Annotated in this window: 16 protein-coding genes and 3 rRNA genes; 17 read left to right on the top strand and 2 right to left on the bottom strand. The window is 44.6% G+C overall.

Going from position 1 to position 26,975, the window contains the following annotated elements; translation table 11 throughout:
• The first annotated feature begins 82 nt into the window (after nt 1–82).
• The 6 genes from HXT45_RS01530 (at nt 83) to HXT45_RS01555 (ending at nt 10,436) form a co-directional block, all read left to right on the top strand.
• Entirely contained in the window at nt 83–1,831 is a 1,749-nt protein-coding gene (locus HXT45_RS01530) for an ABC transporter family substrate-binding protein (protein ID WP_421782004.1), read from the top strand.
• A 241-nt stretch (nt 1,832–2,072) separates the two neighbouring features.
• Nucleotides 2,073–3,899, top strand: coding sequence for an ABC transporter ATP-binding protein (locus HXT45_RS01535; protein WP_421782006.1), 1,827 nt, complete (start codon nt 2,073–2,075; stop codon nt 3,897–3,899).
• Nucleotide 3,900: 1 nt separating this feature from the next.
• Nucleotides 3,901–5,697 carry an ABC transporter ATP-binding protein gene (locus HXT45_RS01540; RefSeq protein WP_421782008.1) on the top strand — a complete coding sequence of 599 codons (1,797 nt, stop codon included), beginning with the start codon at nt 3,901–3,903 and terminating at the stop codon, nt 5,695–5,697.
• An 86-nt stretch (nt 5,698–5,783) separates the two neighbouring features.
• Nucleotides 5,784–6,764 carry a TatD family hydrolase gene (locus HXT45_RS01545; protein WP_421782010.1) on the top strand — a complete coding sequence of 327 codons (981 nt, stop codon included), beginning with the start codon at nt 5,784–5,786 and terminating at the stop codon, nt 6,762–6,764.
• 197 nt (nt 6,765–6,961) lie between these two features.
• Nucleotides 6,962–9,460, top strand: coding sequence for a KUP/HAK/KT family potassium transporter (locus HXT45_RS01550; protein ID WP_421782012.1), 2,499 nt, complete (start codon nt 6,962–6,964; stop codon nt 9,458–9,460).
• Nucleotides 9,461–9,593: 133 nt separating this feature from the next.
• Nucleotides 9,594–10,436 (top strand): HD domain-containing protein, encoded by an 843-nt coding sequence (locus HXT45_RS01555; RefSeq protein WP_421782014.1) that lies wholly within the window; start codon nt 9,594–9,596, stop codon nt 10,434–10,436.
• Nucleotides 10,437–10,482: 46 nt separating this feature from the next.
• Here HXT45_RS01555 and HXT45_RS01560 read toward each other — a convergent pair whose 3' ends face one another.
• The gene (locus tag HXT45_RS01560) at nt 10,483–11,223 is read right to left on the bottom strand and encodes a FadR/GntR family transcriptional regulator (RefSeq protein WP_115761956.1); all 741 of its coding nucleotides are present in this window, start codon (nt 11,221–11,223) and stop codon (nt 10,483–10,485) included.
• A gap of 161 nt (nt 11,224–11,384) precedes the next feature.
• On the opposite strand from HXT45_RS01560, the gene HXT45_RS01565 reads away from it, so the two are divergent.
• From HXT45_RS01565 to HXT45_RS01590, 6 genes are all read left to right on the top strand, one after another.
• Nucleotides 11,385–11,924 carry a gluconokinase gene (locus HXT45_RS01565; protein WP_102705150.1) on the top strand — a complete coding sequence of 180 codons (540 nt, stop codon included), beginning with the start codon at nt 11,385–11,387 and terminating at the stop codon, nt 11,922–11,924.
• A 168-nt stretch (nt 11,925–12,092) separates the two neighbouring features.
• On the top strand, nt 12,093–13,433 hold the full coding sequence (locus tag HXT45_RS01570) for a GntP family permease (protein WP_004112718.1): 1,341 nt from the start codon (nt 12,093–12,095) through the stop codon (nt 13,431–13,433).
• A 107-nt stretch (nt 13,434–13,540) separates the two neighbouring features.
• Entirely contained in the window at nt 13,541–14,416 is an 876-nt protein-coding gene (gene gnd, locus HXT45_RS01575; protein ID WP_004132247.1) for a phosphogluconate dehydrogenase (NAD(+)-dependent, decarboxylating), read from the top strand.
• Between the two features lie 581 nt (nt 14,417–14,997).
• Nucleotides 14,998–16,525, top strand: a 16S ribosomal RNA gene (locus tag HXT45_RS01580).
• Nucleotides 16,526–16,602: 77 nt separating this feature from the next.
• The gene (locus HXT45_RS01585) at nt 16,603–16,845 is read left to right on the top strand and encodes a hypothetical protein (protein ID WP_421781935.1); all 243 of its coding nucleotides are present in this window, start codon (nt 16,603–16,605) and stop codon (nt 16,843–16,845) included.
• A 55-nt stretch (nt 16,846–16,900) separates the two neighbouring features.
• A 23S ribosomal RNA gene (locus HXT45_RS01590) occupies nt 16,901–19,959 on the top strand.
• 41 nt (nt 19,960–20,000) lie between these two features.
• Here HXT45_RS01590 and HXT45_RS01595 read toward each other — a convergent pair.
• Nucleotides 20,001–20,138, bottom strand: a complete 138-nt coding sequence (locus HXT45_RS01595) for a hypothetical protein (RefSeq protein ID WP_421781937.1) — start codon at nt 20,136–20,138, stop codon at nt 20,001–20,003.
• On the opposite strand from HXT45_RS01595, the gene rrf reads away from it, so the two are divergent.
• The 5 genes from rrf (at nt 20,127) to HXT45_RS01620 (ending at nt 26,975) form a co-directional block, all read left to right on the top strand.
• Nucleotides 20,127–20,243 (top strand): 5S ribosomal RNA (gene rrf, locus HXT45_RS01600). The two genes, HXT45_RS01595 and rrf, sit on opposite strands and share 12 nt — an antisense overlap.
• Together the 16S, 23S and 5S rRNA genes form the textbook arrangement of a ribosomal RNA operon.
• Nucleotides 20,244–20,448: 205 nt before the next feature.
• Complete coding sequence (locus tag HXT45_RS01605; protein WP_421782019.1) at nt 20,449–21,003, top strand: cysteine hydrolase family protein; 555 nt, start codon at nt 20,449–20,451, stop codon at nt 21,001–21,003.
• Between the two features lie 234 nt (nt 21,004–21,237).
• On the top strand, nt 21,238–23,556 hold the full coding sequence (locus HXT45_RS01610; protein WP_115757410.1) for a choice-of-anchor M domain-containing protein: 2,319 nt from the start codon (nt 21,238–21,240) through the stop codon (nt 23,554–23,556).
• Between the two features lie 34 nt (nt 23,557–23,590).
• Nucleotides 23,591–24,790: a TIGR03773 family transporter-associated surface protein gene (locus HXT45_RS01615; protein WP_115761695.1), complete on the top strand. Its 1,200-nt coding sequence runs from the start codon at nt 23,591–23,593 to the stop codon at nt 24,788–24,790.
• Nucleotides 24,791–24,803: 13 nt separating this feature from the next.
• Nucleotides 24,804–26,975: a choice-of-anchor M domain-containing protein gene (locus tag HXT45_RS01620; protein WP_172534976.1), complete on the top strand. Its 2,172-nt coding sequence runs from the start codon at nt 24,804–24,806 to the stop codon at nt 26,973–26,975.

Below are 26,975 nucleotides of genomic sequence, written 5' to 3' on the forward strand. Positions count from 1 at the left end.
GTAACACAAAATGTCAAAAGATTAGATATACTCTACACACATACCAGAAAGTGGACATCATTTCTGGGGAATGAGAGGAATCATGAAAAAAACTAATGCAGGTAAATTAACTGTATTCGCCGCAGCTGCACTTTCTGTTGCAATGCTGCTCGGCGCTTGTGGTGGTACAACCGCCACTACGGCAGATAAAGCTAAGGGCGGAATGACCGAAGAGCCAGCCGCAGGTGTGGATACTTCCTACACTGGCGCTCTTCCAATGCCTAAGGTTGACAAGCGTTACGACAATCCACAGCCTCGTGACAATGTTAAGGATGGCGGTACTTACACGTTCTCGCTTTCCGACATGGGTCCAAACTGGAACTACGCTTCTAACGACGGTAACACCGCTTATATGGCCACTTTGTGGGGCTTCTACCAGCCATCGCTTCCTTATTACGATACCGTTAAGGGCGAGAAGGTTAAGTACAACCCTGATTACATTACTTCTGTTAAGAAGGTTAGCGACAAGCCACTCGTAGTTCAGTACGATTTGAATCCAAAGGCTAAGTGGAACGACGGCACAGACATTGATTACACTGCTTTTAAGGCCACTTGGGAAGTTATGAATGGCAAGAACGAAGCCTACTCCGTTCCATCTCACGAGGGCTACGACTGCATTGAGTCCGTTGAGCAGGGCGCAAATCCTAAGCAAGTAATCGTTAAGTACAATAAGCCATGCGCAACTTGGGAATTGCTTTTCGCTCCATTGGTTCATCCAAAGGCAACCGATCCAGCGGTATTCAACCAGGGTTGGGTAAATAATCCTCACAACGAGTGGGGTGCAGGTCCATTCGAGATTCAGTCCGCAACCGAAGATCAGGTTGTTTTCGTGCGCAATCCAAAGTGGTGGGGCAAGAAGGCAAAGCTTGACAAGGTTGTTGTAAAGCGTATGGAAGATACCGCTGCAATGAACGCCTTCCAGAACGGCGAAATCGATTCCGTGGATTCCATCTCCACCAAGGATAAGGTTAAGGCTGCTCGTAGCGTTAAGGGCGCTCAGCTCCGTTACGGCTACAGCACCAAGATTCGTGTTATTAACTTAAACGCAAAGGCTGGCGCATTCAAAGACAAGGCCGTGCGTAAGGCCGTTGTCCAGGCATTCGACGTTGCAACCTACAACAAGATTCAGTTCCAGGGTATGAACTGGAAGAGCGAGCAGCCAGGTTCGGAGCTTCTCTCCATGTTCCAGGCTGGCTACAAGAACAACCTCCCAGCTGATGGTAAGTTCAACGTAGAAAACGCTAAGAAGACTCTTGAAGCCGCTGGTTACAAGATGGGCAAAGACGGTTACTACGCTAAGAATGGTAAGACCGTTCAGTTCACATTTACCTTCTTCGGCGATGACTCCACTCAGGCAGCTCTTGCTAACGCATTCCAGGCCATGATGAAGAAGGCTGGAATGAAATGCAAGACTGTAAACAAGCCTGCATCTAAGTTCTCTAAGACTGTAACCTCCTTCGACTTCCAGGTGCTTCCAATGGCTTGGGTTTCCCAATCTCCATTGAGCTTCTTGGCATCCGCTTCCCAGCTTTACGGTTCTAAGAGCGATTCCAACTTCACTGGCACTGGCAGCAAGAAGATTGATGCCCTGCTCGCCAAGATTGGCAAGACCTACGATTACAAGGAACAGACTGCATTGAGCAACAAGGCTGAGTCCATGGCTCTTGCTGAGTATGGCACGCTCCCAGTTTCTGCTCCTCCAACCTACCAGGCATACAAGAAGGGCTTTGCTAACGGCGGCCCTGCTGGATATGCTAACGTTTTCGTTGAAAACATCGGTTGGCAGAAGTGAGTAAATTTGTAGCGATAACTCGCGCAAGTTTACTAAGCTGATTGCTTAACTTATAGCATGTGGCGTGTGGTCTTTTGGCTGCACGCCACATGCTTTTGTTGTAATCGCGTGCGTGTAGTTCGCAGAAAATAGTCGCGCAGAAAATAGTCGCGTAAAAATAAACTCAGAAAAATAGTATAAACTTAATAAAACTTAATAAAAAAATAAATCGCAAAGTCGAAAATAAGGGAGAATCTAGCGCATGTATGTAAATCCAAATAAACGCAAAGACGCGAGCAATGTGCGCTGGGTTTTGCAATATTGTAAGCCAGATATGTGGAGAGTAGGCGTATCGCTAGTTCTTTTTACTATAAACGACACAATGGCAATGACAATGCCTCTGCTTTCGGGCTTTATTGTAGACAAAGTCATTATTGGAAAACAGCATGATTTGCTTGCTTTTGTGTGCGTGCTAATGGTTGCAATGATGATTGTTCGCGTAGGCTCAAGGTATATCTACCAGCTTCTAATGGAAAAGTTTGGGCAGAATGCCGTGTATCGCCTTGTAAGCGACGAGTACGAAAAGCTGCATTCGCTTGACTTTACGTACTTTAATCACACGCGCACAGGCGACATTATGAGCCGCATGACTTCGGATACGGACGCGATTCGCCACATTTTAAGCTGGGTGTCTTATATGGCGCTGGATTGCTTAGTAATGTTTGTGTTTGCGCTAGTTATAATGTTTTCAATCCAATGGCAGCTAGCTCTAGCGCTTATGGCAATTACACCATTTTTGTTCTGGCTTGCAAAGCTTATGGGCAAGAATGCTAGGCCAAAGTTCCTTGCGATTCGCGAATCGTTTGCACGCATGAATTCAATGGTAGAAGAAAACATTGAAGGCAATCGCGTTGTAAAAGCTTTTGTTCGCGAGCCTTTTGAAACTCAGAAATTCGATAAATGCAATGAAGATTACTTTAATCGCAATATTACGCTTGCAAAAAACACGCAAAAATACATGCCATGGCTGGACGGTATGGGCTTTGCGCTGGAGCTTGTAACAGTAGGATTTGGCGGATGGCTTGTGCTTAATGGAAGCATGACTTTGGGCGCGTTTGTAACGTTTAACAGTTTTCTTTGGATGCTCCACATGCCAGTAAGAATGGTTGGGTGGCTTATTAACGATTGGCAGCGATTCAACGCAGGATGCGTGAATATTCGTAAGCTGCTTACGCAAGAATCGCATATTGATTTGCCAAGCGCTGCCAAGAAAAACGTTAAAGTTAAGGGCCGCGTAACTTTTGAACACGTTGATTTTGCATTCCCAGACGATCTTGATTCGCCAATTTTAAGCGATATTGATTTAGATGTTCCAGCAGGCACAAAGCTTGGAATCTTAGGCGAAACGGGATCTGGAAAATCAACTCTTGTAAGTCTTATAGCGCGTTTTTATGATCCTACTCGTGGTCGCGTTTTGATTGATGGAAAAGACGTTCGCGAATGGCCTCTAGAAACTGTTAGAAATCAAGTTAGCATAGTCGCGCAAGAAACATTCCTGTTCTCCGATACGATTGCAGGAAATATTAGCTTTGGATTGCCTCAAAACGAGGAAAATTGCAAAGAATTAGATAACACGATTAGGCGTATGGCAAGAATCGCAGATGCAGACGATTTTATTATGAGCATGCCAGAAGGCTACGAAACCGTTGTAGGAGAACGAGGAGTTGGCCTTTCGGGCGGTCAAAAGCAGCGCTTAAGTCTTGCTCGCGCGCTAGCTAATAATCCTGCAATCTTGATTATGGACGATACAACTTCTGCAGTAGACATGGAAACTGAGGAGCATATCCAAAAAGAGCTAAAAAAGTTAGATGGTTCTCGCACAGTAATCACAATTGCTCACAGAATCTCGTCTGTTAAAGACGCAGACATGATTATTGTGCTAGATCACGGCAAAATCGTAGAACGCGGAACGCATGAGCATCTTGTGGCGTCGCATGGAAGATATTGGGAAATCTACAAAAAGCAGCTTGGTATGCAAATGGGCAAAGCTTTGGGATTTGAAGATTTAGACAAGGCTAAAGGTGAGTAGAATGGCGCAACGCAACACTTATAAAGAAGATGAAAGCCAAGAAGAGCACGTAAATTTACACGAGTTGATGCGCGTTCGCAAATACATAAAGCCGTACGCATGGCAACTAGTCAAAATAGTTTTAGTTGTTATTAGCGGAAGTTGCATTATGACAGTAACTCCAATGATTACAAAAACACTTATAGATGTAGTTTTGCCTAATAAAAACGTTTCTTATTTGTACGTGCTTATTGCATTGTTTGGCGTGCTTATTGTGCTGTATGAGCTTGGGTTAGCCTACAGAACGCTTGCAATTACGCGACTCGGCCAAATGATAATTAAAGATATGCGACGAGATATTTTTACGCACGTGCAATCGTTATCGTTTGATTACTTCGATTCGCGCCCACACGGCAAGATTTTGATTCGCATAGTAAACTACATAAACACGCTTTCCGACACGCTTTCTTCTGGTTTAATCAACGTGTTTTCCGATGTTTTTGTGCTAATCATTACACTAATCGCAATGTTTGCTATGGATTGGCGAATGGCATTGTGGAGTCTTGTATTATTCCCAGTTTTTATAATCTGGACTCGCACTTTGCAAATTTTGCAACGAAAAGCGTCTAAAAAACTATCAAATAAGCAAAGCAATCTTAACGCATATTTGCACGAATCAATCGCAGGCGTAAAAACAACTCAGACTTTTGCGCGCGAATCGGAGCAATACGCTACATTCCAAGAGCAGCAGTCGGGAGTTAGAAAAGCGTGGATGCAAAATGTTAGAGTGCAAATGCTGCTTTGGCCTGGAGCTTCGATTATTGAAAGCGCAGCAATTTCGCTGCTCTACTATGTTGGCATAACAAACGCGAGCAGTATGAACATAAGCACGGGTACTCTTATAGCATTTGTGTGGTATTCGAGCACTTTCTGGGAGCCAGTTGTAAACATTGGTAACTTCTACACGCAACTTATAACATGCTCAGTGTATTTGGAGCGTATTTTTGAGACTCTAAGCATTAAGCCAAATATTGTAGATAAGTCAGATGCAAAAGAATTGCCGCAAATTAAAGGCAGGGTTGACGTAAACGACGTTGTGTTCCGCTACGAAGAGAACGGAAAGCCGATTTTGAATTTAGTTGACTTGCACATTGAGCCTGGAACAACGGTTGCACTTGTAGGTCCTACTGGAGCGGGTAAAACAACGCTTGTAAGCCTGCTTTCTAGATTCTACGACGTTTCCGAAGGCTCAATCACAATTGACGGCTACGATGTGCGCTCAATAACGTTAGCATCTTTGCGCAAACAAATGGGCGTTATGCTTCAAGACAGCTTTATATTTAGCGGAACTGTTAAAGAAAACATTCGCTACGGCAAGCTTGACGCAACAGACGAGGAGATTGAGTCGGCGGCTCGAGTAGTTCACGCGCACGAGTTTATTGAAGAATTGCCTAATGGCTACAATACTAAGATTGAAGAGCGAGGAGCTACTCTTTCTGCAGGTCAAAGGCAGCTTATATCGTTTGCGCGCGTGCTTTTAGCAGACCCGCGAATTTTAATCCTAGACGAAGCAACAAGCAATATAGATACTCGTACAGAAGAGGCGTTGCAAGCAGGATTATCTCAATTGCTTAAAAATCGTACTTCTTTTGTGATTGCACACAGGCTTTCTACAATCGAGAATGCGGATTTGATTTGCGTGATTGACCATGGGCAAATCGTAGAGCGCGGAAGCCATGAGCAACTTATGGCGCAAAAGGGCGCATACTACAGGCTTGTGGAATCGCAGTATGCTGCGATTAGTGCGGCGATTGCTTAAGCGCAAAAATCGCGTTTTAATCGGAGTTAAGTGTTGCATTAAGCGGCATTTAAATCACGTTAAATCTGCGACTACACTTGTAAATCATGAGTAAGCATCATCGCGAACACAATTGGGCGCCTTCTTTAACAGAGCAGTCCGAAATATGGCAGAATCTAATTAAAGAAGGCATAACAATCGCAGACGACCACACGCATATGCTAAGCGTAGTGGATTTTGCAAAAAATCTTAATCAAGAATTAGCGCAAAAAGGTCGAGATTTAATAGCCGAGCCTAACGCAGGCGATTTAGTAAATAGCGCAAAAGCATCAGGCGTTTCTAAAATGATTGAAGTTGGCTGCGAATACCCAGATTGGCAGCCCACAATAGACTTTGCGGCAGATCACGCGGATTGCGTACGTGCTGCAATAGCGATTCACCCAAACGAAGCGCCTCTACACGGCCATAGGGGAGCAGAAGGGCCAGACGGCTTGCCAGTAGTTTATAAGCCGTATCACGATATTCCGTTTGACGAAGCAATGCAACACTTGCGCTCGCTAGTTGTAGATAACGCAGAAGAAGTAGTGGCGATTGGAGAGACGGGATTAGACTATTTCCGTACGGGCGAACGCGCAAGAATTTACCAACGCGACTCATTCCGCGCGCATATAGCGCTTGCAAAAGAGCTTAATTTGCCGCTTCAAATTCACGATAGAGATGCGCATAGCGATGTTGTAGAAATTTTGCTAAAAGACGGAGCGCCAGAGCGAACAGTGTTTCACAGCTATTCTGGCGGAAAAGACTTAGCTCAAGTGCTAAAAGAAAACGGATGGTACGCAAGTTTTTCTGGAACGATTAGCTATAAGGGAAATGAGGATTTGCAAGAGTCTGCGCGAATCATTGGCAAAGACCACATAACTGTTGAAACGGATGCGCCGTACCTTACGCCGATGCCTTACAGAGGACGGCCTAACGCGCCTTATATGGTGCCTTACACTCTTGAATCGTTAGCAACCGCGCTTGACTGTTCTTTGATGGAGGTAGCAAAGTCAACCTTAAAAACAACGCATGAAGTTTATGGTTTTTAAAATTTAGGCATTAATCACGCTTAAATTAGCCCTTATTTTTCAAGGATTCTGCGGCAATTTTGCGCTATATATCTGTTGTTGTATACAATATTTAGGTACAAATAAATAAAACTGTAAGTGGTAAGACCGTATGCGACTTCTTATTATGGCAGATTATTGCCAAGAAGAGGTTTTACTTTTTGGAGGAAAAATCAAGCATGACTAAGTCACGCGTTTCAGCGTTATCTGGCGATAACGCTAAGGATCTTCGCAACGGGGCGAAGGAGTCTGAGAAGGCTGCTAAGGGAGTAACGAACCCTAAAGAGGCGATTCTAAAAGCCGCTTCTTTTACAAAAGCGCCAAAAGTTTCTCAGAAAACCACCACTCGCGAAGAACGAGAGGCGCTGGCATATCAGCAAGCAAAAGAGGTTAAAGAGGCCGAAAAGCTTGCGGATAGTGCTGTTAGAGGCCCGCTTGGAAGATTGTGGGCAAAGATACAAACCAGCTCCGATAAATTCACTTTGGGTATGTCAATTGTGGCATTGGGCGTTGTTTATGGAGATATTGGAACATCTCCTTTGTACACTGCTCAAACATTCTTGGCAGGTCAAGGCGGATTGCAAAACATTAGTCGCGAAGCGGTTTATGGCATGCTTTCCCTTGTGTTTTGGTCAATTACGCTAATCACAACAGTAAAATACGTATTTGTTGCAATGCGAACAGACAACAAGGGCGAAGGCGGAATTTTTGCTCTCTACTCGCTTATTAGGCGAAAAGGCGCATGGCTTGCGATTCCAGCAATGATTGGTGGTGCGGCGTTTCTTGCGGATTCTGTTCTAACTCCAGCAGTTTCAATATCTTCCGCAGTAGAAGGCTTGCGCACAATATCTGCGTTTAGGCCTATCTTCTTAGAAAACGACAATCTTTCTTTAATGATCACGGTAATTATTATTGTGATTCTGTTTTCTGTTCAACAGCGCGGAACTGAAAGAATTGGAAAAGTCTTCGGCATAGTCGTTATGATTTGGTTCGGATTCCTAGCGCTTGTTGGAATCATGAATATTGGCGAGAATTTGGCGATTTTTGAAGCTTTGAACCCAATTTACGGCCTAAAGTTCTTGTTTAGCTCGCACAATATGCAAGGAATGGCCTTAATGGGCATTATCTTCCTTTCTACAACTGGTGCGGAAGCTTTGTACTCCGATATGGGTCATGTTGGTCGTGGAAACGTTTATGTTACGTGGCCGTTTATTAAAGTTGCGCTTATTCTAAACTACTTCGGTCAAGGCAGTTGGATGCTTCAGCATCAAAACAATAAAGCATTGTGGTCTATAGAAGGCTTAAACCCGTTCTTCCAGATGCTTGGCCCAAACTTGCGCTACGTTGCTGTTGTGCTTTCTGTAACAGCGGGCATTATTGCATCCCAGGCTTTGATTACTGGTGCTTTTACTATGGTTTCGGAAGCTACCAGCCTTAACTGGATGCCTCATCTTCAAGTGCGATACCCTGCGCGAACTCGCGGCCAGCTTTATATTCCTGTTGTTAATTTTGTGCTCTGTCTTGCAACTCTTACAGTTTTGGCTGTGTTTAAGGATTCTGAGCATATATCTGGAGCGTACGGTCTTGCGCTTACGCTTACCATGATTGCAACAACAATACTTCTTACGGTTCACATGTGGTATCAAAATAAGAAGCTTGGCGCTTTAGTATTTGCTGTAGTCTTTCTGATTATTGAGATTTTGTTCTTTATAGCATCTATGGCAAAGTTTATGCACGGCGGCTGGTTTACCATGCTTCTTGGCGCTTCGATTTTGATTATTATGCTCACTTGGAAAGATGGCACTAAGATTGAGCGCTCGCAGCGATTGCACATGAAGCCTAAGGACTTTTTGCCTGTTCTAGATAAGTTGCACAGTGATTTTAGAATCCCTTATTTTGCAGATAACATTGTTTATTTGACTTCCGATAAGGAGATGAAGCGCCTAGATACTGGCATTTTCTTCTCGATTTTTGCGGATCATCCTAAGCGCGCTCGCGCGTGGTGGGCTGTTTCTGTAGAAACGGATGATGCTCCGTTTACTCGCGAATATTGCGTGGAGAATTTTGGAACGGATTATTTGTTCCGCGTTAAAATCAAGCTTGGATTTAAGGTTTCTCCTTCGATTCCTGCATATTTGCATCAAATTATGCACGATTTGTCGCACACGGGCGAGCTTCCGCAGCAGCAGTCTGTGTATCCTAAGGTAGATGCGGATCCAGATATTGGCCCAATTCGTTACGTTCTTTTGCACAAGGCGTTAATGCCGGAGTCGAATATTTCTTTGCGTGGCGCATTGTCGCTAAAAATGAAGTATGCGATTCGCCATATTGCTGGAACGCCAGTTAAGTGGTTTGGCTTAGCTCCGTATAATCCTGTTGTAGAAGTTCAGCCGTTGTTTGTTTCCACTCGTAGACCTCCTCGATTAAAGCGAGAAGAGGTTGCTTCTTCTAGAGCTGTTCAGTCTTTGCAAGGCAACGATGTTGCTGCACAAGCTTCGGTTGATGCCGAGCAAACTGCGATTATGAACGCTAGAGATATTGCTGCAGCGAATGTTTCTGCAGAAGTAAAGTCTGAAAATAAGTCTGGAAGCAAGTCCGAAAATAAGGAGACTAAAATATCTAATACTGGCAAAATCGCTAGAATAGATACTGGTCAGATTAAAGCAGTTAAAAAATAGCTAAAATCCATATTATTGCTTTATTGCTAATCGGCCGTTTGCGTTGGCTTGCGCATGTGCTTATGTTTGCTTGTGTGCTTGCTTGCAATAACGGCCGTTTTGTGATTGATGGGATTTAAGGAGTGCGATTGTTATGCTTGCAAATATTCCTGATTTTAATACGATTGAAAAGTTGCATCGCGCTGCCTCGCCTAGCGAAGACGCTTATAATCTTATTCATTGCCATTGTGTTGTTATTGCTACGATTTCTTGGATGATCGCAAGACACCAAAATCAGATGTTGGCTTTTAAGCAGCTTAATTTGAATAATGATTTTGCGGATTTTGCGGATAAGTCGCAAGCAGATGTTGAGCAAATTATGCTTCACCAAATGTCTAAAATCAATGAAGATCTAAAAAACAGGTGTGATTTAGCAAAGTCGTGTCTTAAAAAGTTAATTGACACAAATCCACTAGAGCTTCCTAAAGTTAGTGGAGGAATCGCGCCGAAAGCTTATGTAGACGAGTATGCTGCGTTTGCTGGCGGATTGTTGCACGATATTGGAACGTATTTTGTTTTAGCTAAAGATGGTTCAAAAGCTGCGGATGGCAAGTTGGAGTTTGATGGGCCGAATTATATTTTGCACGGCTTGCGTGGCTACAACTATTTGATTGATAACGGTTTTAGTGAAGATATTGCGCAATTTGCGCGTAACCATACGGGCGTTGGGCTAACTCGCGAGCAAGTTGCCCTGCAAAATTTGCCGCTTCCATCTGGCGATTATGTTCCGCGCACAGCTGAGCAAGAAATTGTGATGGTTGCTGATAAATACAACAGTAAGTCGATTCCGCCGCGATTTTTAACTGTTGATACGTATAGGCGTAAGGCTGCGCGCTTTGGTGAAGAGAATGCAAAGCGATGGATGTGCTTGGTTAATAAGTATGGAAGAGTGAGCGTTTGCAAGCTTGCAGATTTCTTTGGGCTTAAAGTTGATTAAGCAAGGTTGATTAAGCTTTGCTTAATCTTAGGTTTTGCTTTTATGACTATAAAGCCGCTAATCCAAGTGCAGTGTTTACTTCGGCTACAATATCGTGCATAGCAGCGCTTGCTGCAGCTGCGTCACCTTCCATAATTGCCTGTGTTACCTTTTTATGGTTTAATATCGCTTCTTTGTTTGGTTTTTGTGGATAAAGATTAAGTTCAACTCTGCCTCGTAATACGCTTTCAACTATTGAACTAAGTTTTGCGAAAATTGGGTTACCGCTATTTGCAAGCAAAAGAGTATGGAACTGTATGTCTAATTCATGAAAATCTGTCAGTCTATTTTCTTCCACTGCTTTTACCATATCGTGACCAATTACGCCCACTTTATAGCGTATTTCTACATTTCCGCGTAATGCGCATCCAGCTGCTGCGGCAGGTTCTACAACAAGACGAAGTTCTGTTAATGCTCGTAGTTCGTTTTCTCTGTATGGTGAATGTAATTTCCATGTGATTACGCGTGTATTTAAATCGTCCCAATTTTCTGGGCTACAAGCTATTACGCCTGTTCCGCGTTGAAATTGTACACACCCCAAAGATGCTAATAGTCTTGTTGCTTCTCGAGCTACTGTTCTAGATATTCCATATTGTTTTTGAATATCTTCTAGTTTTCGATTAGTTTTTGGTTCCCATTTGTTATTTACTATTTCGTCTGCGAGAGCATCCGCTATAGATAGATGTAAAGGAGCGTTTTTGGTCACTAAGTCACTGGAAATTTGACTTTGTGCGGTATTAGACACCATATTTGCCTCGCAGTTTTATATATATCTATGTTTTCATCCTAGCAAATAGAAAATGAAAATATAGTTATACTCAAAAAATAACACATTAAAGACTCTTAATTCTTTGATAAAGAGTCTTTGTGTGGTATTCTTATAGTGTTGTCAATAACAAAGGAGCTATTATGGCGATTCACATTGTAGTGATGGGTGTTGCTGGTTGCGGAAAGTCTACTGTTTCTGAGGCAATTCGTGATCAACTTGGTTATACTCTGGCAGAAGGTGATGATTTTCATCCAAAAGCTAATATAGATAAAATGTCCGCAGGAATTGCGCTAACAGATGAAGATCGTTGGCCTTGGTTGGATCTTATTAACAAATGGATGGTTGCGCGTGAAAGTCTTGGCGAAAACACAGTTGTTTCAAGCTCTGCATTAAAACGGTCATATCGCGATGTTCTTTCTAAAAATCTAAACGTGTACTTCTTGCATTTAAACGGAAGCCATGAGTTAATAGCGCAGAGGCTAAAAGATCGTAAAGGACACTTTATGCCACCATCTTTATTGCCAAGTCAGTTCGCAATTTTGGAGCCTCTAGATAAAGAAGAAAACGGTACCGTTATCTCTATTGAAGGTTCTGTTGAAGATATGGTTCATAGAGCTATAGAAGCAGTGAAATCATATGAACAATCGCAGATGCAAAAAACAATCGTAAATGCAAAATAATAGCAATTGTAAAGTTGTGCAATTGTAAAGCATGCAAAAGGATATATTCAAAAATTATTAACGCAAATAACAAAGTTGTTAGCGCATTGATCGTAAACAAAAGATCACAAGGAATTATAAACAAAGCATCACAATAATTAAAACAATTCACAAAATCATGGAGGATTTATGAGTGGGTTAATTCTTGCGGCAATATTAGGTATAGCGCTTATTGTCGTACTTATTGCAGTGGTAAAAGTACATCCTTTCCTATCGTTAATGATTGGTTCGATTGCAACTGCAATCATTGCAGGAGTTCCATATGATAAAAGTCTTACAAGCTTTACTAATGGAGTTGGTTCCACAGCATCAGGAGTTGGATTACTCATTGCTTTAGGCGGAATTATTGGAATTCTTCTTACGCGTTCTGGTGGAGCAGACGTGATTTGCGACACCATACTGAAGAAAGCTCCAGAACATAAGCTTCCATGGGCCATGGCTCTGAGCGCATTTATTGTTGGAATTCCACTGTTCTTTGAAGTTGGTGTAGTGATACTTATACCAATTATTCTTCTTGTTGCTCGTCGTACAAAAATGCCAGTAATTGCTCTCGGCATACCAGCGCTCGCAGGCTTATCGGCTTTGCATGCTTTTGTACCGCCACATCCTGGACCACTTGTTGCTATTGATGCTTTGCATGCAAACCTTGGATTGACTTTGGCTTTTGGTTTGATTATCGCCATACCAACTGTAGCAATCGCAGGACCTCTAATGGTTCATTGGATGGTAAAAATGGTTCCTATTCAAGCTAAGCAAGAAGAAGACAATAAGAAGGAAGATAAGCCACAAAATCGTCCTACATTCGCGGAAGCGTCTAGCGTAATTTTACTTCCAGTAATTCTTATGCTTGCAGCCAGTGTTGTTGATATTACGGGGCAATCAAAATCTACATTTGGTAGTGTAATCGCATGGATTGGAACACCACTTGAAGCTCTTACAATCACTACTATTTTTGCGATGATATTATTTGCTATTCGCGCAAAATGGAGTAGAGATACATTGAATTCTCTGGTAGGTCTTTCGTTCTCCTCAATTGCAAGTATCTTGTTGATAGTTGCTGCTGGGGGTGGATTCAAGCAAACCCTTGTAGATTCTGGAATTGGTAAAGTTATTGCTACTGGCATTGTTCAGGCAAATCTTAATCCTCTTCTGGCTGGATGGATTGTTGCTGTACTAATTAGATTAGCGACTGGATCTGCAACCGTTGCAACCGTAACAGCATCTGGAATTGTTGCACCTTTGGCTGCAAATCTAAATCAAGTACAATTAGCGTTACTCGTACTAGCTATTGGTGCTGGATCAATCTTCTTATCTCATGTAAATGATGCTGGATTCTGGTTGGTTAAAGAATATTTCGGTATGAGCGTAGGGCAAACGTTTAAAACATGGTCATTGATGGAAACAGTATTGTCTGTTGTTGGACTTGCAATTATTATGCTAGTTTCTGCTGTTGTTCCTGTGTTCATATGAAATTAAAAAGATTGTCTGAATAAGTTTTGTGACAGTTTTGCAAAAGTTATTAAAAGTTATTAAAAGTTATTAAAAGTTATTAAAAAATTTGAAAGAAGGAATTTATTATGCAATTAGGTGTTATCGGTTTAGGGCGCATGGGCGGAAACATGGTTAAGCGCTTGCGCGAAGGAGGTCATGAAGTTGTTGGATACGACGTTAGTGCCGAATCAAATCGAGATGTTGACTCTTTAGAAAAATTGGTACAAAGACTTTCTAGTCCGCGTATTGTATGGGTTATGGTTCCAGCTGGTTCTCCTACAGACACAACTATCGAAAAATTAAGCAATCTTCTTGAAGATAATGACCTAGTAATTGATGGAGGCAATACTAGGTATGTTGATGATCAGCGTCATTCTTCTGAATTAAAAACAAAAGGAATCCATTTTATGGATGTTGGAGTTTCAGGCGGAGTTTGGGGATCTACTCGTGGTTACGCATTGATGGCTGGCGGCTCCGATGAAGATTATCAGAGAATGTTACCAATTTTCGAGACTTTGAAGCCTGAAGGTCCTGACGGACTAGTTCATGCTGGTGCTGTTGGTGGTGGTCATTTTGCCAAGATGGTTCACAATGGAATCGAATACGGCATGATGCAGGCTTTTGGTGAAGGCTTTGCAACAATGATGCGTTCAGAATTAATAGATGATCCAGCTAAGGTTATGTCTTCATGGCGTCAAGGTTCTGTTGTTCAGTCTTGGCTGCTTGACTTATTCGCACGCGCTGCAAAAGACGATCCTACATTAGAATCTATGCCTCCTGTTGCTAATGAGTCTGGTGAAGCAAAGTGGATGGTTGAAGCTGCACTTGAACTTGGTGTTCCAACCCCAGTTACCGCATGCTCATTGTGGGCTCGCCAAGTATCTCGCGGAGGTGGAGATGACACTTTGCGAGTAGTTTCATCGTTGCGTGCGCAGTTTGGTGGCCATGTGACTAAAAAATAGTCAAAGTAAGTAGAAAATATCTAAGGTAAAAATAGGTAAAATAGGTAAAAAATAGATAAAGATTGTATAGATGGGCAGTTATGTGTTAATTGCCCATCTATTTTTGTTTGCGACACTCCCGTGTTTTGGTTTTTGGGGGTGTTTTTCTTGTTTTTTTGGATTATTTTTGTTTTGTTTTTGTTGGTGTGTGGTTGCGTGGCGTTTTTTTGCGTGTTTTTATCGTGTTTGCGACACTCCGATGGATGCTAGTGTTTTCAATGGTTTTGGCTTGTTGGTTTGGGTGTGATTTGCTTTTGGGCTTGCTTTGGTGTAAGTTTATCTCTTGCTGCTCAGCGCGGCTGGTTCTCCTCGGTTGAGGTTGATGAGCCGGCTGGTGTGGTGGTGGTTTGAGAACTCAAGAGCGTGTCTGTACTACTTATTTAGTTAATTATTGCCAGTTCATTGTCAGCCTCACAGATTGTGGGGTGCCTGAGAGATGGTTAAATGATGGTGAGGTTTTTTGTTGGGATGTTCTTTCCTTAAAGAATGTCTCGTCTTTTTCTTTTATATTGGAGCCTTATGTTGGCTCTTCATTGAAGTTTTTCGTGGAGGGTTCGATTCTGGCTCAGGATGAACGCTGGCGGCGTGCTTAACACATGCAAGTCGAACGGGATCTGACCAGCTTGCTGGTTGGTGAGAGTGGCGAACGGGTGAGTAATGCGTGACCAACCTGCCCCATGCTCCAGAATAGCTCTTGGAAACGGGTGGTAATGCTGGATGCTCCAACTTGACGCATGTCTTGTTGGGAAAGTGTTTAGTGGCATGGGATGGGGTCGCGTCCTATCAGCTTGTAGGCGGGGTAATGGCCCACCTAGGCTTCGACGGGTAGCCGGCCTGAGAGGGCGGACGGCCACATTGGGACTGAGATACGGCCCAGACTCCTACGGGAGGCAGCAGTGGGGAATATTGCGCAATGGGGGAAACCCTGACGCAGCGACGCCGCGTGCGGGATGAAGGCCTTCGGGTTGTAAACCGCTTTTGATTGGGAGCAAGCCTTTTGGGTGAGTGTACCTTTCGAATAAGCGCCGGCTAACTACGTGCCAGCAGCCGCGGTAATACGTAGGGCGCAAGCGTTATCCGGAATTATTGGGCGTAAAGAGCTTGTAGGCGGTTCGTCGCGTCTGGTGTGAAAGCCCATCGCTTAACGGTGGGTTTGCGCCGGGTACGGGCGGGCTAGAGTGCAGTAGGGGAGACTGGAATTCTCGGTGTAACGGTGGAATGTGTAGATATCGGGAAGAACACCAATGGCGAAGGCAGGTCTCTGGGCTGTTACTGACGCTGAGAAGCGAAAGCGTGGGGAGCGAACAGGATTAGATACCCTGGTAGTCCACGCCGTAAACGGTGGACGCTGGATGTGGGGCCCATTCCACGGGTTCTGTGTCGGAGCTAACGCGTTAAGCGTCCCGCCTGGGGAGTACGGCCGCAAGGCTAAAACTCAAAGAAATTGACGGGGGCCCGCACAAGCGGCGGAGCATGCGGATTAATTCGATGCAACGCGAAGAACCTTACCTGGGCTTGACATGTGCCTGTCGACTGCAGAGATGTGGTTTCCCTTCGGGGCAGGTTCACAGGTGGTGCATGGTCGTCGTCAGCTCGTGTCGTGAGATGTTGGGTTAAGTCCCGCAACGAGCGCAACCCTCGCCCTGTGTTGCCAGCGGGTTATGCCGGGAACTCACGGGGGACCGCCGGGGTTAACTCGGAGGAAGGTGGGGATGACGTCAGATCATCATGCCCCTTACGTCCAGGGCTTCACGCATGCTACAATGGCCGGTACAACGGGATGCGACATGGTGACATGGAGCGGATCCCTTAAAACCGGTCTCAGTTCGGATCGTAGTCTGCAACTCGACTACGTGAAGGCGGAGTCGCTAGTAATCGCGAATCAGCAACGTCGCGGTGAATGCGTTCCCGGGCCTTGTACACACCGCCCGTCAAGTCATGAAAGTGGGCAGCACCCGAAGCCGGTGGCCTAACCCTTTTGGGATGGAGCCGTCTAAGGTGAGGCTCGTGATTGGGACTAAGTCGTAACAAGGTAGCCGTACCGGAAGGTGCGGCTGGATCACCTCCTTTCTACGGAGTTTTTGTGCACGCTCAGTTGAGTGTGGTTACTGGTGTGGAAAACAATAGTTAACGTTTTTTGTGTGAGTATGTTGGGCATGCTTTTGGGTTCCCGGATTGCCACCCCCCTTTTTGTTGGGGTTGCGGTCCTAGCCCTTGGATTACAGGTTGAGGCTTTATTGTTTTTGGCTTGTGTTCTTGGTGTTTGGTGGTTTGAGAACTGGATAGTGGACGCGAGTAAGAATAGTGAGACTATTTTTGGTTTTGCTTGTTTTTACTTTTATCAATTTCAACCGGCTCCATTTTGGTGGAGTCGCTTGATCGTTTTGTGATCGTTTAGTGTGATGATTTATTGTCTAGAGAGTTAAGCGATAGGCTTTTTACTGGTGTATCACTGGTAAGGGCGTATGGTGGATGCCTTGGTAGACAGGACCGATGAAGGACGTGACGGGCTGCGATATGCCTCGGGGAGCTGCCGAGTGGGCTTTGATCCGAGGATTTCCGAATGGGGAGACCCGGCCACTGTTATGGGTGGTCACCACAGTTTTGTGGGGGGTACGCAGGGAAGTGAAACATCTCAGTACCTGCAGGAAAGGATACTCCGTGAGTAGTGGCGAGCGAAAGCGGATCAGGCTAAACCGAGTACGTGTGATAACCGTCAGGTGTTGCGTATTCGGGGTCGTGGGATTGACTGTTCAGCCTCTGACGGGGTTGAGGAGAGTGATAAAACATCGTGTTATGTGAATGGGATTGAATTCCCAGCCGTAGAGGGTGATGGCCCCGTAGCAGGTCGTGCGATGTCTCTTTATGTTTATTCCCAAGTAGCGCGGGCCTCGTGGAATCCCGCGTGAATCTGCCCAGACCGTTGGGTAAGCCTAAGTATTCCTGTCTGACCGATAGTGTACTAGTACCGTGAGGGAAAGGTGAAAAGCACCCCGGGAGGGGAGTGAAATAGTTCCTGAAACCGTGCGCTTACAATCCGTCGGAGCCTTCTTGTGGGGTGACGGCGTGCCTATCGAAAAATGAGTCTGCGAGTCAGTGGTATGTGGCGAGGCTAACCCGGGTGGGGGAGCCGTAGCGAAAGCGAGTTTTAAAAGGCGTTTTAGTCGCATGTCCTGGACCCGAAGCGGGATGATCTAGCCCTGAGCAGGTTGAAGCGCGGGTAAGACCGTGTGGAGGACCGAACCCACCTAGGTTGAAAACTGGGGGGATGACTTGGGGTTAGGGGTGAAAGGCCAATCAAATTCCGTGATAGCTGGTTCTCTCCGAAATGCATTTAGGTGCAGCGTCATGTTATTGCTTACAGGGGGTAGAGCTACTGGATGCTTGCGGGCCCATACCGGGTACTAATAGCAGCCAAACTCCGAATACCTGTTAGGTTTATCATGGCAGTGAGTCGGCGGGGGATAAGCTCCGTCGTCAAAAGGGAAACAGCCCTGATCGTCGTCTAAGGTCCCGAAGCGCGTGCTAAGTGGGAAAGGATGTGGAGTCGCATAGACAGCCAGGAGGTTGGCTCAGAAGCAGCCATCCTTGAAAGAGTGCGTAACAGCTCACTGGTCTAGTGGTTCCGCGCCGACAATGTAGCGGGGCTTAAGCACGCCACCGAAGACGCGACTGCGTGATTTATTTCACGCGGGGTAGGAGAGCGTCCTGTATGGGGTGAAGCGGCAGTGTGAACTTGTCGTGGACTATACGGGAGTGAGAATGCAGACATGAGTAGCGAGAGACAGGTGTGAATCCTGTCCGCTGAATGACTAAGGGTTCCGGGGCCACGTTCGTCGTCCCCGGGTGAGTCGAGTCCTAAGGCGAGGCCGACAGGCGTAGTCGAATGGATGAACGGGTTGATATTCCCGTACCGGTGTTACACCGTTCGAACTGAATCTGAGAGTACTAACCTTCGTTATTCTGGTTGATTGCCTTTCGGGGTTTTCTTCTGGTTTAGTGTTGGGAGCGTATCGGTAGTAGGTTAGCGTGGGAGTGACGCGGGTAGGTAGCCGGCTGCGGAGGTGGTTTTCCGTGGCTAAGCGTGTGGGCTGTCTCCTAGGTAAATCCGGGGGATGTTTAAGCTGAGGCGTGATGGGTAGGCCGTATGGCTGATTCCGGTGATCCTGCTTGCCGAGAAAAGCTTCAACGTGAGGTGTGATTCCGCTCGTACCCTAAACCGACACTGGTGGTCTGGTAGAGTATACCGAAGCGATCGGGCGAATCCTGGCCAAGGAACTCGGCAAATTACTCCCGTGCCTTCGGCATAAGGGAGACCCTTGATGGTGATGTTTTTTACATGCGGAGCTGTTGGGGGTGGCACAAGCTAGGGGGTAGCGACTGTTTACCAAAAACACAGGAGCGTGCGAAGGCGTAAGCCGCTGTATACGCTCTGACGCCTGCCCGGTGCCGGAAGGTTAAGAGGATCCGTTAGCTTTGGCGAAGCGGTGAATTTAAGCCCCGGTAAACGGCGGTGGTAACTATAACCATCCTAAGGTAGCGAAATTCCTTGTCGGGTAAGTTCCGACCTGCACGAATGGCGTAACGACTTCCCCACTGTCTCGGCCAGGAGCCCGGCGAAATTGCAGTACGAGTAAAGATGCTCGTTAAGCGCAGAAGGACGAAAAGACCCCGGGACCTTTACTATACCTTGGTATTGTCGTTAGGTGTGGATCGTGTAGCATAGGCGGGAGGCTTTGAAGCGTGGGCGCTAGCTTGCGTGGAGTCAACAAGTGAAATACCGCTCTTTCCATATCTGGCGTCTAACCTCGACACGTTATCCGTGTTAGGGACAGTGCCTGGCGGGTAGTTTAACTGGGGCGGTTGCCTCCTAAAGAGTAACGGAGGCGCTCAATGGTCCGCTCAGCCCGGTTGGCAATCGGGTTTTGAGTGTAATCGCACAAGCGGGCTTGACTGTGAGACTGACGGGTCGAGCAGGGACGAAAGTCGGAGATAGTGATCCGGTGCCGGCGTACGGACGTGGCATCGCTCAACGGATAAAAGGTACCCCGGGGATAACAGGCTGATCATTCCCAAGAGTCCATATCGACGGGATGGTTTGGCACCTCGATGTCGGCTCGTCGCATCCTGGGGCTGGAGCAGGTCCCAAGGGTTCGGCTGTTCGCCGATTAAAGCGGCACGCGAGCTGGGTTCAGAACGTCGTGAGACAGTTTGGTCTCTATCCTCTGCGCTCGTTGGAATGTTGAGGAGACCTGCCCATAGTACGAGAGGACCTGGGTGGACGAACCTCTGGTATGCCGGTCGTCACGCCAGTGGCGCTGCCGGTTAGCTACGTTTGGAAGGGATAACCGCTGAAAGCATCTAAGCGGGAAGCCTGCTCCAAGATTAGCATTCCTTGCACTTTGTGTGTGAGCCCCCATGTAGAACACGTGGTTGATAGGCTGGATGTGGAAGCCCTGTAAGGGGTGGAGCTGACCAGTACTAATGGGCGATTGTGATACTACTTGTATTGCTTATCGTTTAATTCTCTTAACTTTAGGGAGTGTTAAGCGATCATGATTATGGTTAAGTTGTTGATTTTGATGATTGTTTCTTCTGTTTGCTCGCGTTCATGTCCGGTTCCCAAACCGCCAGCTTGCCGCTCGCGTATTGCGAGTGTATAATCTAGTTTTGCGGTGGTCATGGCTCAGGTGAGACGCCCGGTCCCATTCCGAACCCGGAAGCTAAGGCCTGACACGGTGAGGGTACTGCACTCGATAGGGTGTGGGAGACTAACACGCTGCCGCATTATTCTTTCTAGCGGGGAGTTTATACTCCCCGCTTTTTTGTTTTCCGCGTTTTGTTCCTGATTCTGCGGTTTAGAGCAACAAAAAGCGAAAAGCTGCCATAGTGCGATTGTATCAAAACATGTTAGTGTAAAGAATCTTGTTAGTCTAAAGAGTAATGTGTAAGTGTAGCTTTAACACAATTAAACTGATTAAACGGAAGTATGTATGAAAAAGGCTCTTATTAACATTGATTACACGAATGATTTCGTTGCAAATGACGGCTCGCTTACAGTAGGAGAGCCTGCACAAAAGCTCGAGAAGCGCATTACAGAGATATCACAAGAATTTCTTGATGCTGGTGAATTCGTGGTTTTTGCAATCGATACGCATCATCTAAACGACCCGTATCATCCAGAAACTAAGCTTTTCCCACCTCACAATATTGCTGGAACTCATGGTCAGGAGATCTATGGAACTCTTGGTGATTTTTATGAGGCAAATAAAGATAAAAGCAACGTGTATTACATTCATAAAACTCGCTACTCTTCGTTTAATGGCACGGATTTGCTGATTAAGCTGCGCGAACGTCATATTGAGGAGCTGCATTTGGTGGGAGTTTGCACGGATATTTGCTTACTCCACACTGCTGTTGATGCGTATAATCTTGGCTTCAAGATTGTGGTTCACAAAGATGCAGTTGCAAGCTTTGATCCACAAGGTCACGAGTGGGCTTTGCGTCACTTTAAGACTTGTCTTAATGCAGATATTGTAGAAGGCTGAGAATTTTAGCTACAAACTATTTAAATAATTAATAAATAGTTATTAAAAATAATCGACGCTGGTTGCTTTGAGCTGCCAGCGTTTTTGTTTATTCGGAGTGTCGACTTGACTATTAATGAGAATCATTATTATTATTGATAGACGTTGTAAAGATGTCTTCCATAGTCATTCGTGAAAGAAGAGCGCGAATAGGCGAAATAGAGAAGATGAAGTGTAGAGAGCGAAATAATAATTATGACTAAGGTCATTAGGAATATTGTGAAACGTGCTTTTGCAATGGCAAGTGTTGCAATACTTGCCATTGCCGTGCTCGCATCAGGATTTAGTGCAGCTTTACCGGCAGTTGCATTAGAAAATAGTAATCCTGGTGAAAAATACGATCCTACAAAAAAGGAAGTGCTAAGTCACGGCCATACGGACGTATTTTACCCAATTCAATACAATGGTAAGTTCATTATGGCCGTCGAAAAAGACGGTGCCACTTTCTTAAAGCCTGAAAACACTACTTTGCACGTAGCAAAAAACACGTATACTACAAAATCGCAGCTTCCTGCGCTCGCTACTGAATACTACTATCTCGATAGCTCCGGAAATCAAAAAGGAAATCCTCTCTTCCCGGGTTGGGACACAGGTTATGCTGCAACTTTAGTTGGCGCACCTCACGCAGATGACGCAACAGCAGATATTGCAATTCAGCAAGTTACTGGACCAATGAACGGGCGCATTCTGCTTTGGACTACCGATGGTGCTGGTAAAAATTCGAAGAAATTATCGTTTGAAGAGAACGATTTAGACGACGAACCTGATACTGATGGCAGTCGATTTATGCTACCTGGCGTAATTCACCAACATACTGCTGGCCACGTGCATGCAAACTGGGGATTTACGCAGCCTGGCGTTTACAAACTAAAAGTAGCAGCAACTATTACAAATAAGAACACTAAGAAGCAGATCACAACCGAACCTGCAGAATACACTTTTGAAGTAGAAGATACATATTCAGGCGAAGTACCTGCTTCTGGCATTACGGAAACGCTTGATTTGCACCGTCGCGGTGATTTTATTAATCCTGACGATGATGAAGAAGCGCACGAAGCTTCCAAAGATCATAAAGACACGGATAAAGACGATGGCGGCGATATGCGCATCGGCAATATTCGTGATTCCGGACCTCATCCGCATTATCATTCATACGAAGGTTATGGTGGTTTAGACTTAAAAGTAGTTAACAAACCAAAGGGCGCTCGTATTGAGTGGAGATATGTGCGTGCTGACGAAGGTCCTGACGCGTATGGAACCACTCTTTTTGCTGAGAGATTGCAGCTTCCAGCTGAGCCTGCAATGAACAAGATGAAAGTGTATGCTCACGCAACTGAAGGTGAAACGCAAGTTGGCAAAGATACTGCGTCTGCAACCATCGCCGTTGAAGATCACGGTGCTGACGGACATCCTGTAGTAAAAGCAATTGCTCCTTATAAGCGTTTCAAACCAGGGGATACTTTACACGCGAAAACATTATTGCTTAACCCTCATGTTGCAACCGACGGTGTTACCGGTGCGCCAATTGACGATCCGACAAGTCCAGTAACTTCCATTGTTAAAGATTATGTTTGGTTGATAAAAAAGGAAGGAGAAAGCGAATTTAAGCGCATTCCTGGTGCCGTGAACAGCAAGTTGGAGCTAAAACTTGATGCGTCAATGCAAGGTGCAACGATTCGTCCTTCCTTAGTTTTAAAGAACGGTGAACTTTACCGTAATAAAATGTTTGATGAGTTTTGCGATTATGTTATTGAGATGAAAGGGGTTCCTCACTCTCATAACCATGATGGCGATGATGGTCAAAGTGGTTCTGATTCTGAAGATGATGAGAACCCTCACGGGAAAAAGCACCATGAGAAGCGTCGTAATAAGCGCAAAAATAAGACTAAGCATTTTGTTGGTGGAAAGAACTTTTTGAAAGGTGTATTCGGCGGCACTGCAAATTCGGGACTATTTGGATCTAGTTCTAATGGTGGATTCCAATTCGAATCTAATTTCTTTAAGAAATCCAACAGAAAATTCAAGCGCACAAAGAAGAATCGCAATAAGACTAACCGCACTAATCGTAAGAATAATTCTAAAAATAATACGCAAAATGGTGCTAGTTCTGGTTCTAGTTCTTTTACAAGAACAGAAAATTCAAGCGGAACATCGTTACATAATTCATCGCGACGAACTTCTGGCGGAACTCATACTAAGAACAAGAGCTCTAAGAAAAGTGGACAGACTATTCGTAATTTCGTAAGAACAGATAATAATTCTGGCAATAAGTCTAAAAATAGTTCTGTCAATAACTCTGATTTTGTTAAGAATACTGAACGTCATGCTTTGCAAGGTGCAAGGCAATACAACGAAGAATCTGATGAAGCGTATGAAGATGATTCAGATGATACAAAAGGTGATGGTTCCTCGACTAAGTGGGTTGCGGTTGCAGCTTCAGGTGCGAGCGTCGGCTTATGCACAATAACTGGCGCATGCGGAGCATTGATACGTTCTAAATTGAAATTGTTGTAAATAATATTCGTATTATTACTAGAAAGTTTAAATAATGAATTACAAACAAAATGAAACATTGCAAGTAAAACGAAAGCATGTATATTCTACTGCGTTGCTTGCACTCATATTTTCTTTAGTAACTTTGGTTGCATCTTTATGTGTACCAAATCCAATGCAGGAAACTGCTTATGCTAATGAAGGCAATCAGCCAGTTATGATTCAAGCAGGTCATGCTGATTTTGGACCAACGCTAATCGACGGCAAATGGAAATTGAAGATTCGCGATGATACTGGTGACGAACCAGTGTGGCGAGACCCAGAAAATGTGGTATTTAAATTAGGTAGCAATTCAATAATTCCTATGCCTGATGATGCTGCCTACAGTTTTATTGGCGAAAAGCCTGGAACCAAGCTTTACGTAATTCCACAAACTCAAAATCCTGATGTGCCATGGCTTGGTTGGAATACGCAGGAAGGTGGCGTGCTTAACGAGCTCGATCGCGGTGCAAACTTTTCTCTTGAAGGAGTAAGCGGCCCGGGTAAACTGCATGTTTACTTAGAAAATGGCAACAACAATCCACAGCAACTTTGGGATAGTACTAAAGGATATCCGCAAAACAGCTGGATTGAAGCCAACGCTCATACTCACGTGAATTGGGTGTTTTCTAAGCCTGGAATTTATCATGTGAAGCTTACTTTTTCAGGAAAGCTTAAAAATGGACGCGCAGTAAGCGATACGCGTGTTCTTAATTTTGCGGTTGGAGATAATACCGATCCTAATGCTGCTTTAGGTGCGAGTGCTGCTGGAGCAAGTGGCAACGAGGGCGATGAAGAGGGTCAAGATGAAGAAGATAACGATGAATCCGAAAAAGATGAAGCTAATCATCATCGCGAACTCCTTCACAACAAGCATAAGCATTCTCACAAAGTATCTGAAAAAAGTGACGATACAGCTTTAGTTCTTCAAATCGTAGGTATTTTCGTGGCTATTATTGCCGTAATTATTGTGATTTTTGTACTAATAGCTGTAGTTAAAAGCAAGAAAGCACGAAATCTTGCGCTTGCTAAGCAAGTTTCTGCACAAGCTAATCAACAGTATGCAAATAATGCAAATTCTGTGAATAATGCAAATGGTGACAATACTGTGTCAAATCTAGTGAGTAATCAAGAAACGACAATAATGTCACCAATTAATAATTCTCAATATTCTCAATCAGACAATATGCAATCTGATGGTACTCAGTGGAAATAATGGTGTGACGAAAATGGTTCGTAATAGTATAAAGAAATTATCTCGCGCTTTGTTGGTGGGCGTGTGCTTGTGTGGCATGATGATGGGAACTCCCACGGCTTTTGCTGACAATGGTAGTGACGCAACTGTTGTAAGCGGAAAGAAATCTTCTAAAGATTTTGCCGAAATAAAGAAAGCTAATTTTGAAGCGTGTGCCGCTGCTCGCTTAGATAAAACTGCTTCGCAACCTGCGGCTGATAGTAAAGCTACAATATGCCACGCGTATAAAGGTCATACTGACGTTTTTGCAACTTTCTTTGATGTTACAAGCAAGCGCATGGTATTAGGTACCTTGGGCGATGCGTTTGAAAGTGAAGATCATAATGGCACTCGGTATGATACGAATCGACTTATTTTTGAAGTCGGCTCTAAAAATATCATGCAGTTTTCCAAAGATGAGAACGATCCGATAATAAAAGAAATCTACGCAACAACTCGCGAAGGTGTAGTCTGGTTCTTTGATCAATCTGGAGCTGGAAATACTGGTGCATTATGGCCTGGTTTAGATACTAGACCGTTATATGAGGGAGCTGGTTCTACAAAAATTAATCCAACAGTCAAACTGTCATTAACTGGTATCGAAGCACCCCACAACGGCGAAGTTTTTATGTACAGTCGCAGCGGTGACGATTATGAGAAAATGCTCGGCTCTGCTGAAAACTGGCCGAAAGATGTTGACATTACTGATGATGGTGGTAGTGGAAAGCATTCGCACATGTATTGGTCTTTTAACCGTCCTGGTGTGTACAAGCTAAAAATGAAGGCTACTACTACCGTTGGTGACGAGGAGCAAAGTTCTGAGCAAGTCTATACATTCCACGTCACTAATCATGATGTAACAGCTGGGGATTTTGCTGATTATGATGGCGCATCTTTTGACGGTGGCGAAGACGACGAAGAAGATTCAGATGATAATGATGATTCTCAAAGTGAGGATCACAGCATTAATGTGCAACAAAGTAACGGATCTTTCTTCATTAATGGTAACAACAACACTGTGTATGTGACTCCATGGCCTGGAGCAAAAATGCAACAACAAGGACTTCTTGGAAGTAATAACGGTGTTCTTATTAATGGGGAACATAACGCTAAAAACGGAAAGCAAGTTTCTCAAAGTCAGCAATCTGCTGTGACAAAGTTCAAAGACATCAAGGGCGACAAACTTGTTATAGATCATGGTCACGTTGATATTGCTGTATATACTGGCGATTCAAATAAAGTTGATATGGCTGTGCAAGAAGATGTGACAGGAAGCCACGTCTTTAGAGACCCGGATACAGTTGTATTCGCAGTTGGTGATGCTGGTAAAACTAACGGCGTGTATCGTATACCGCAAACACAAATTGATGGTGTGCCATGGATGGGTTGGAATAATCAGTCTATGAATCCGCATAAGCCAACTCAATTGAGCCTAACAGGAGTTGAAGGTCCTGGAAATGTACGTGTCTGGATGTTTGGCGGCTTGGGCGGTGGAGATCAAGAGATTTTCTCCACTCAAGGAGCAACAGATTATACGATACCTGCAAATACGCATGCTCATGCGAATTGGGATTTCGACGAACCGGGATATTACACATTGCAATTCCAAGCTTCTGACGGGAATTCTACAGTAACTCGCAATATTCATGTTGCTGTCGGTGTAGATCCACAAGAAACACCAATGGGGTATGCTGACGGCGGCGAAGGTAATGAAAGAAAGGATACACAAGGCAAAAAGGTTGATCCTTCTGCACCTTATAATCCACCAAAACCTGCTAATTTGCCTCGTTCCGGCGGAAATAATGGCGGCCATGGAATAGGTGCCGTTGGTGGTGGAAATTCTTTTGTTGGTGGTCGTGGTTTTGGATCAAATAATTCACACTCTGGAAAACAATTGCCAAGAAAAGCTAAAAAGCATAAAGGTCTTGTTTCAAAAATTAGTAACAAGAGACTTGCTAAAAGTTTGTACCGACAGAAGTTGAACGATAATGACGATGTTGTGAAGTCTGAAGCAAAAGGTGTAACAGGATTATTTAAGCGAAATCCTTCACTTGCTTATTCGCTTCTTGCTGGTGGAATTATTGCTGTGCTTGGCGTTTTGGGTGCAGGAATTTGGTATCTACACAAGCGTGGACTTGTTAGCTTCAACTGGTTGTTGCGCTATTAG

Origin of the sequence: Gardnerella sp. DNF01199S (assembly GCF_049244155.1) — a bacterium.
Taxonomy (GTDB): Bacteria; Actinomycetota; Actinomycetes; order Actinomycetales; family Bifidobacteriaceae; genus Bifidobacterium; species Bifidobacterium piotii.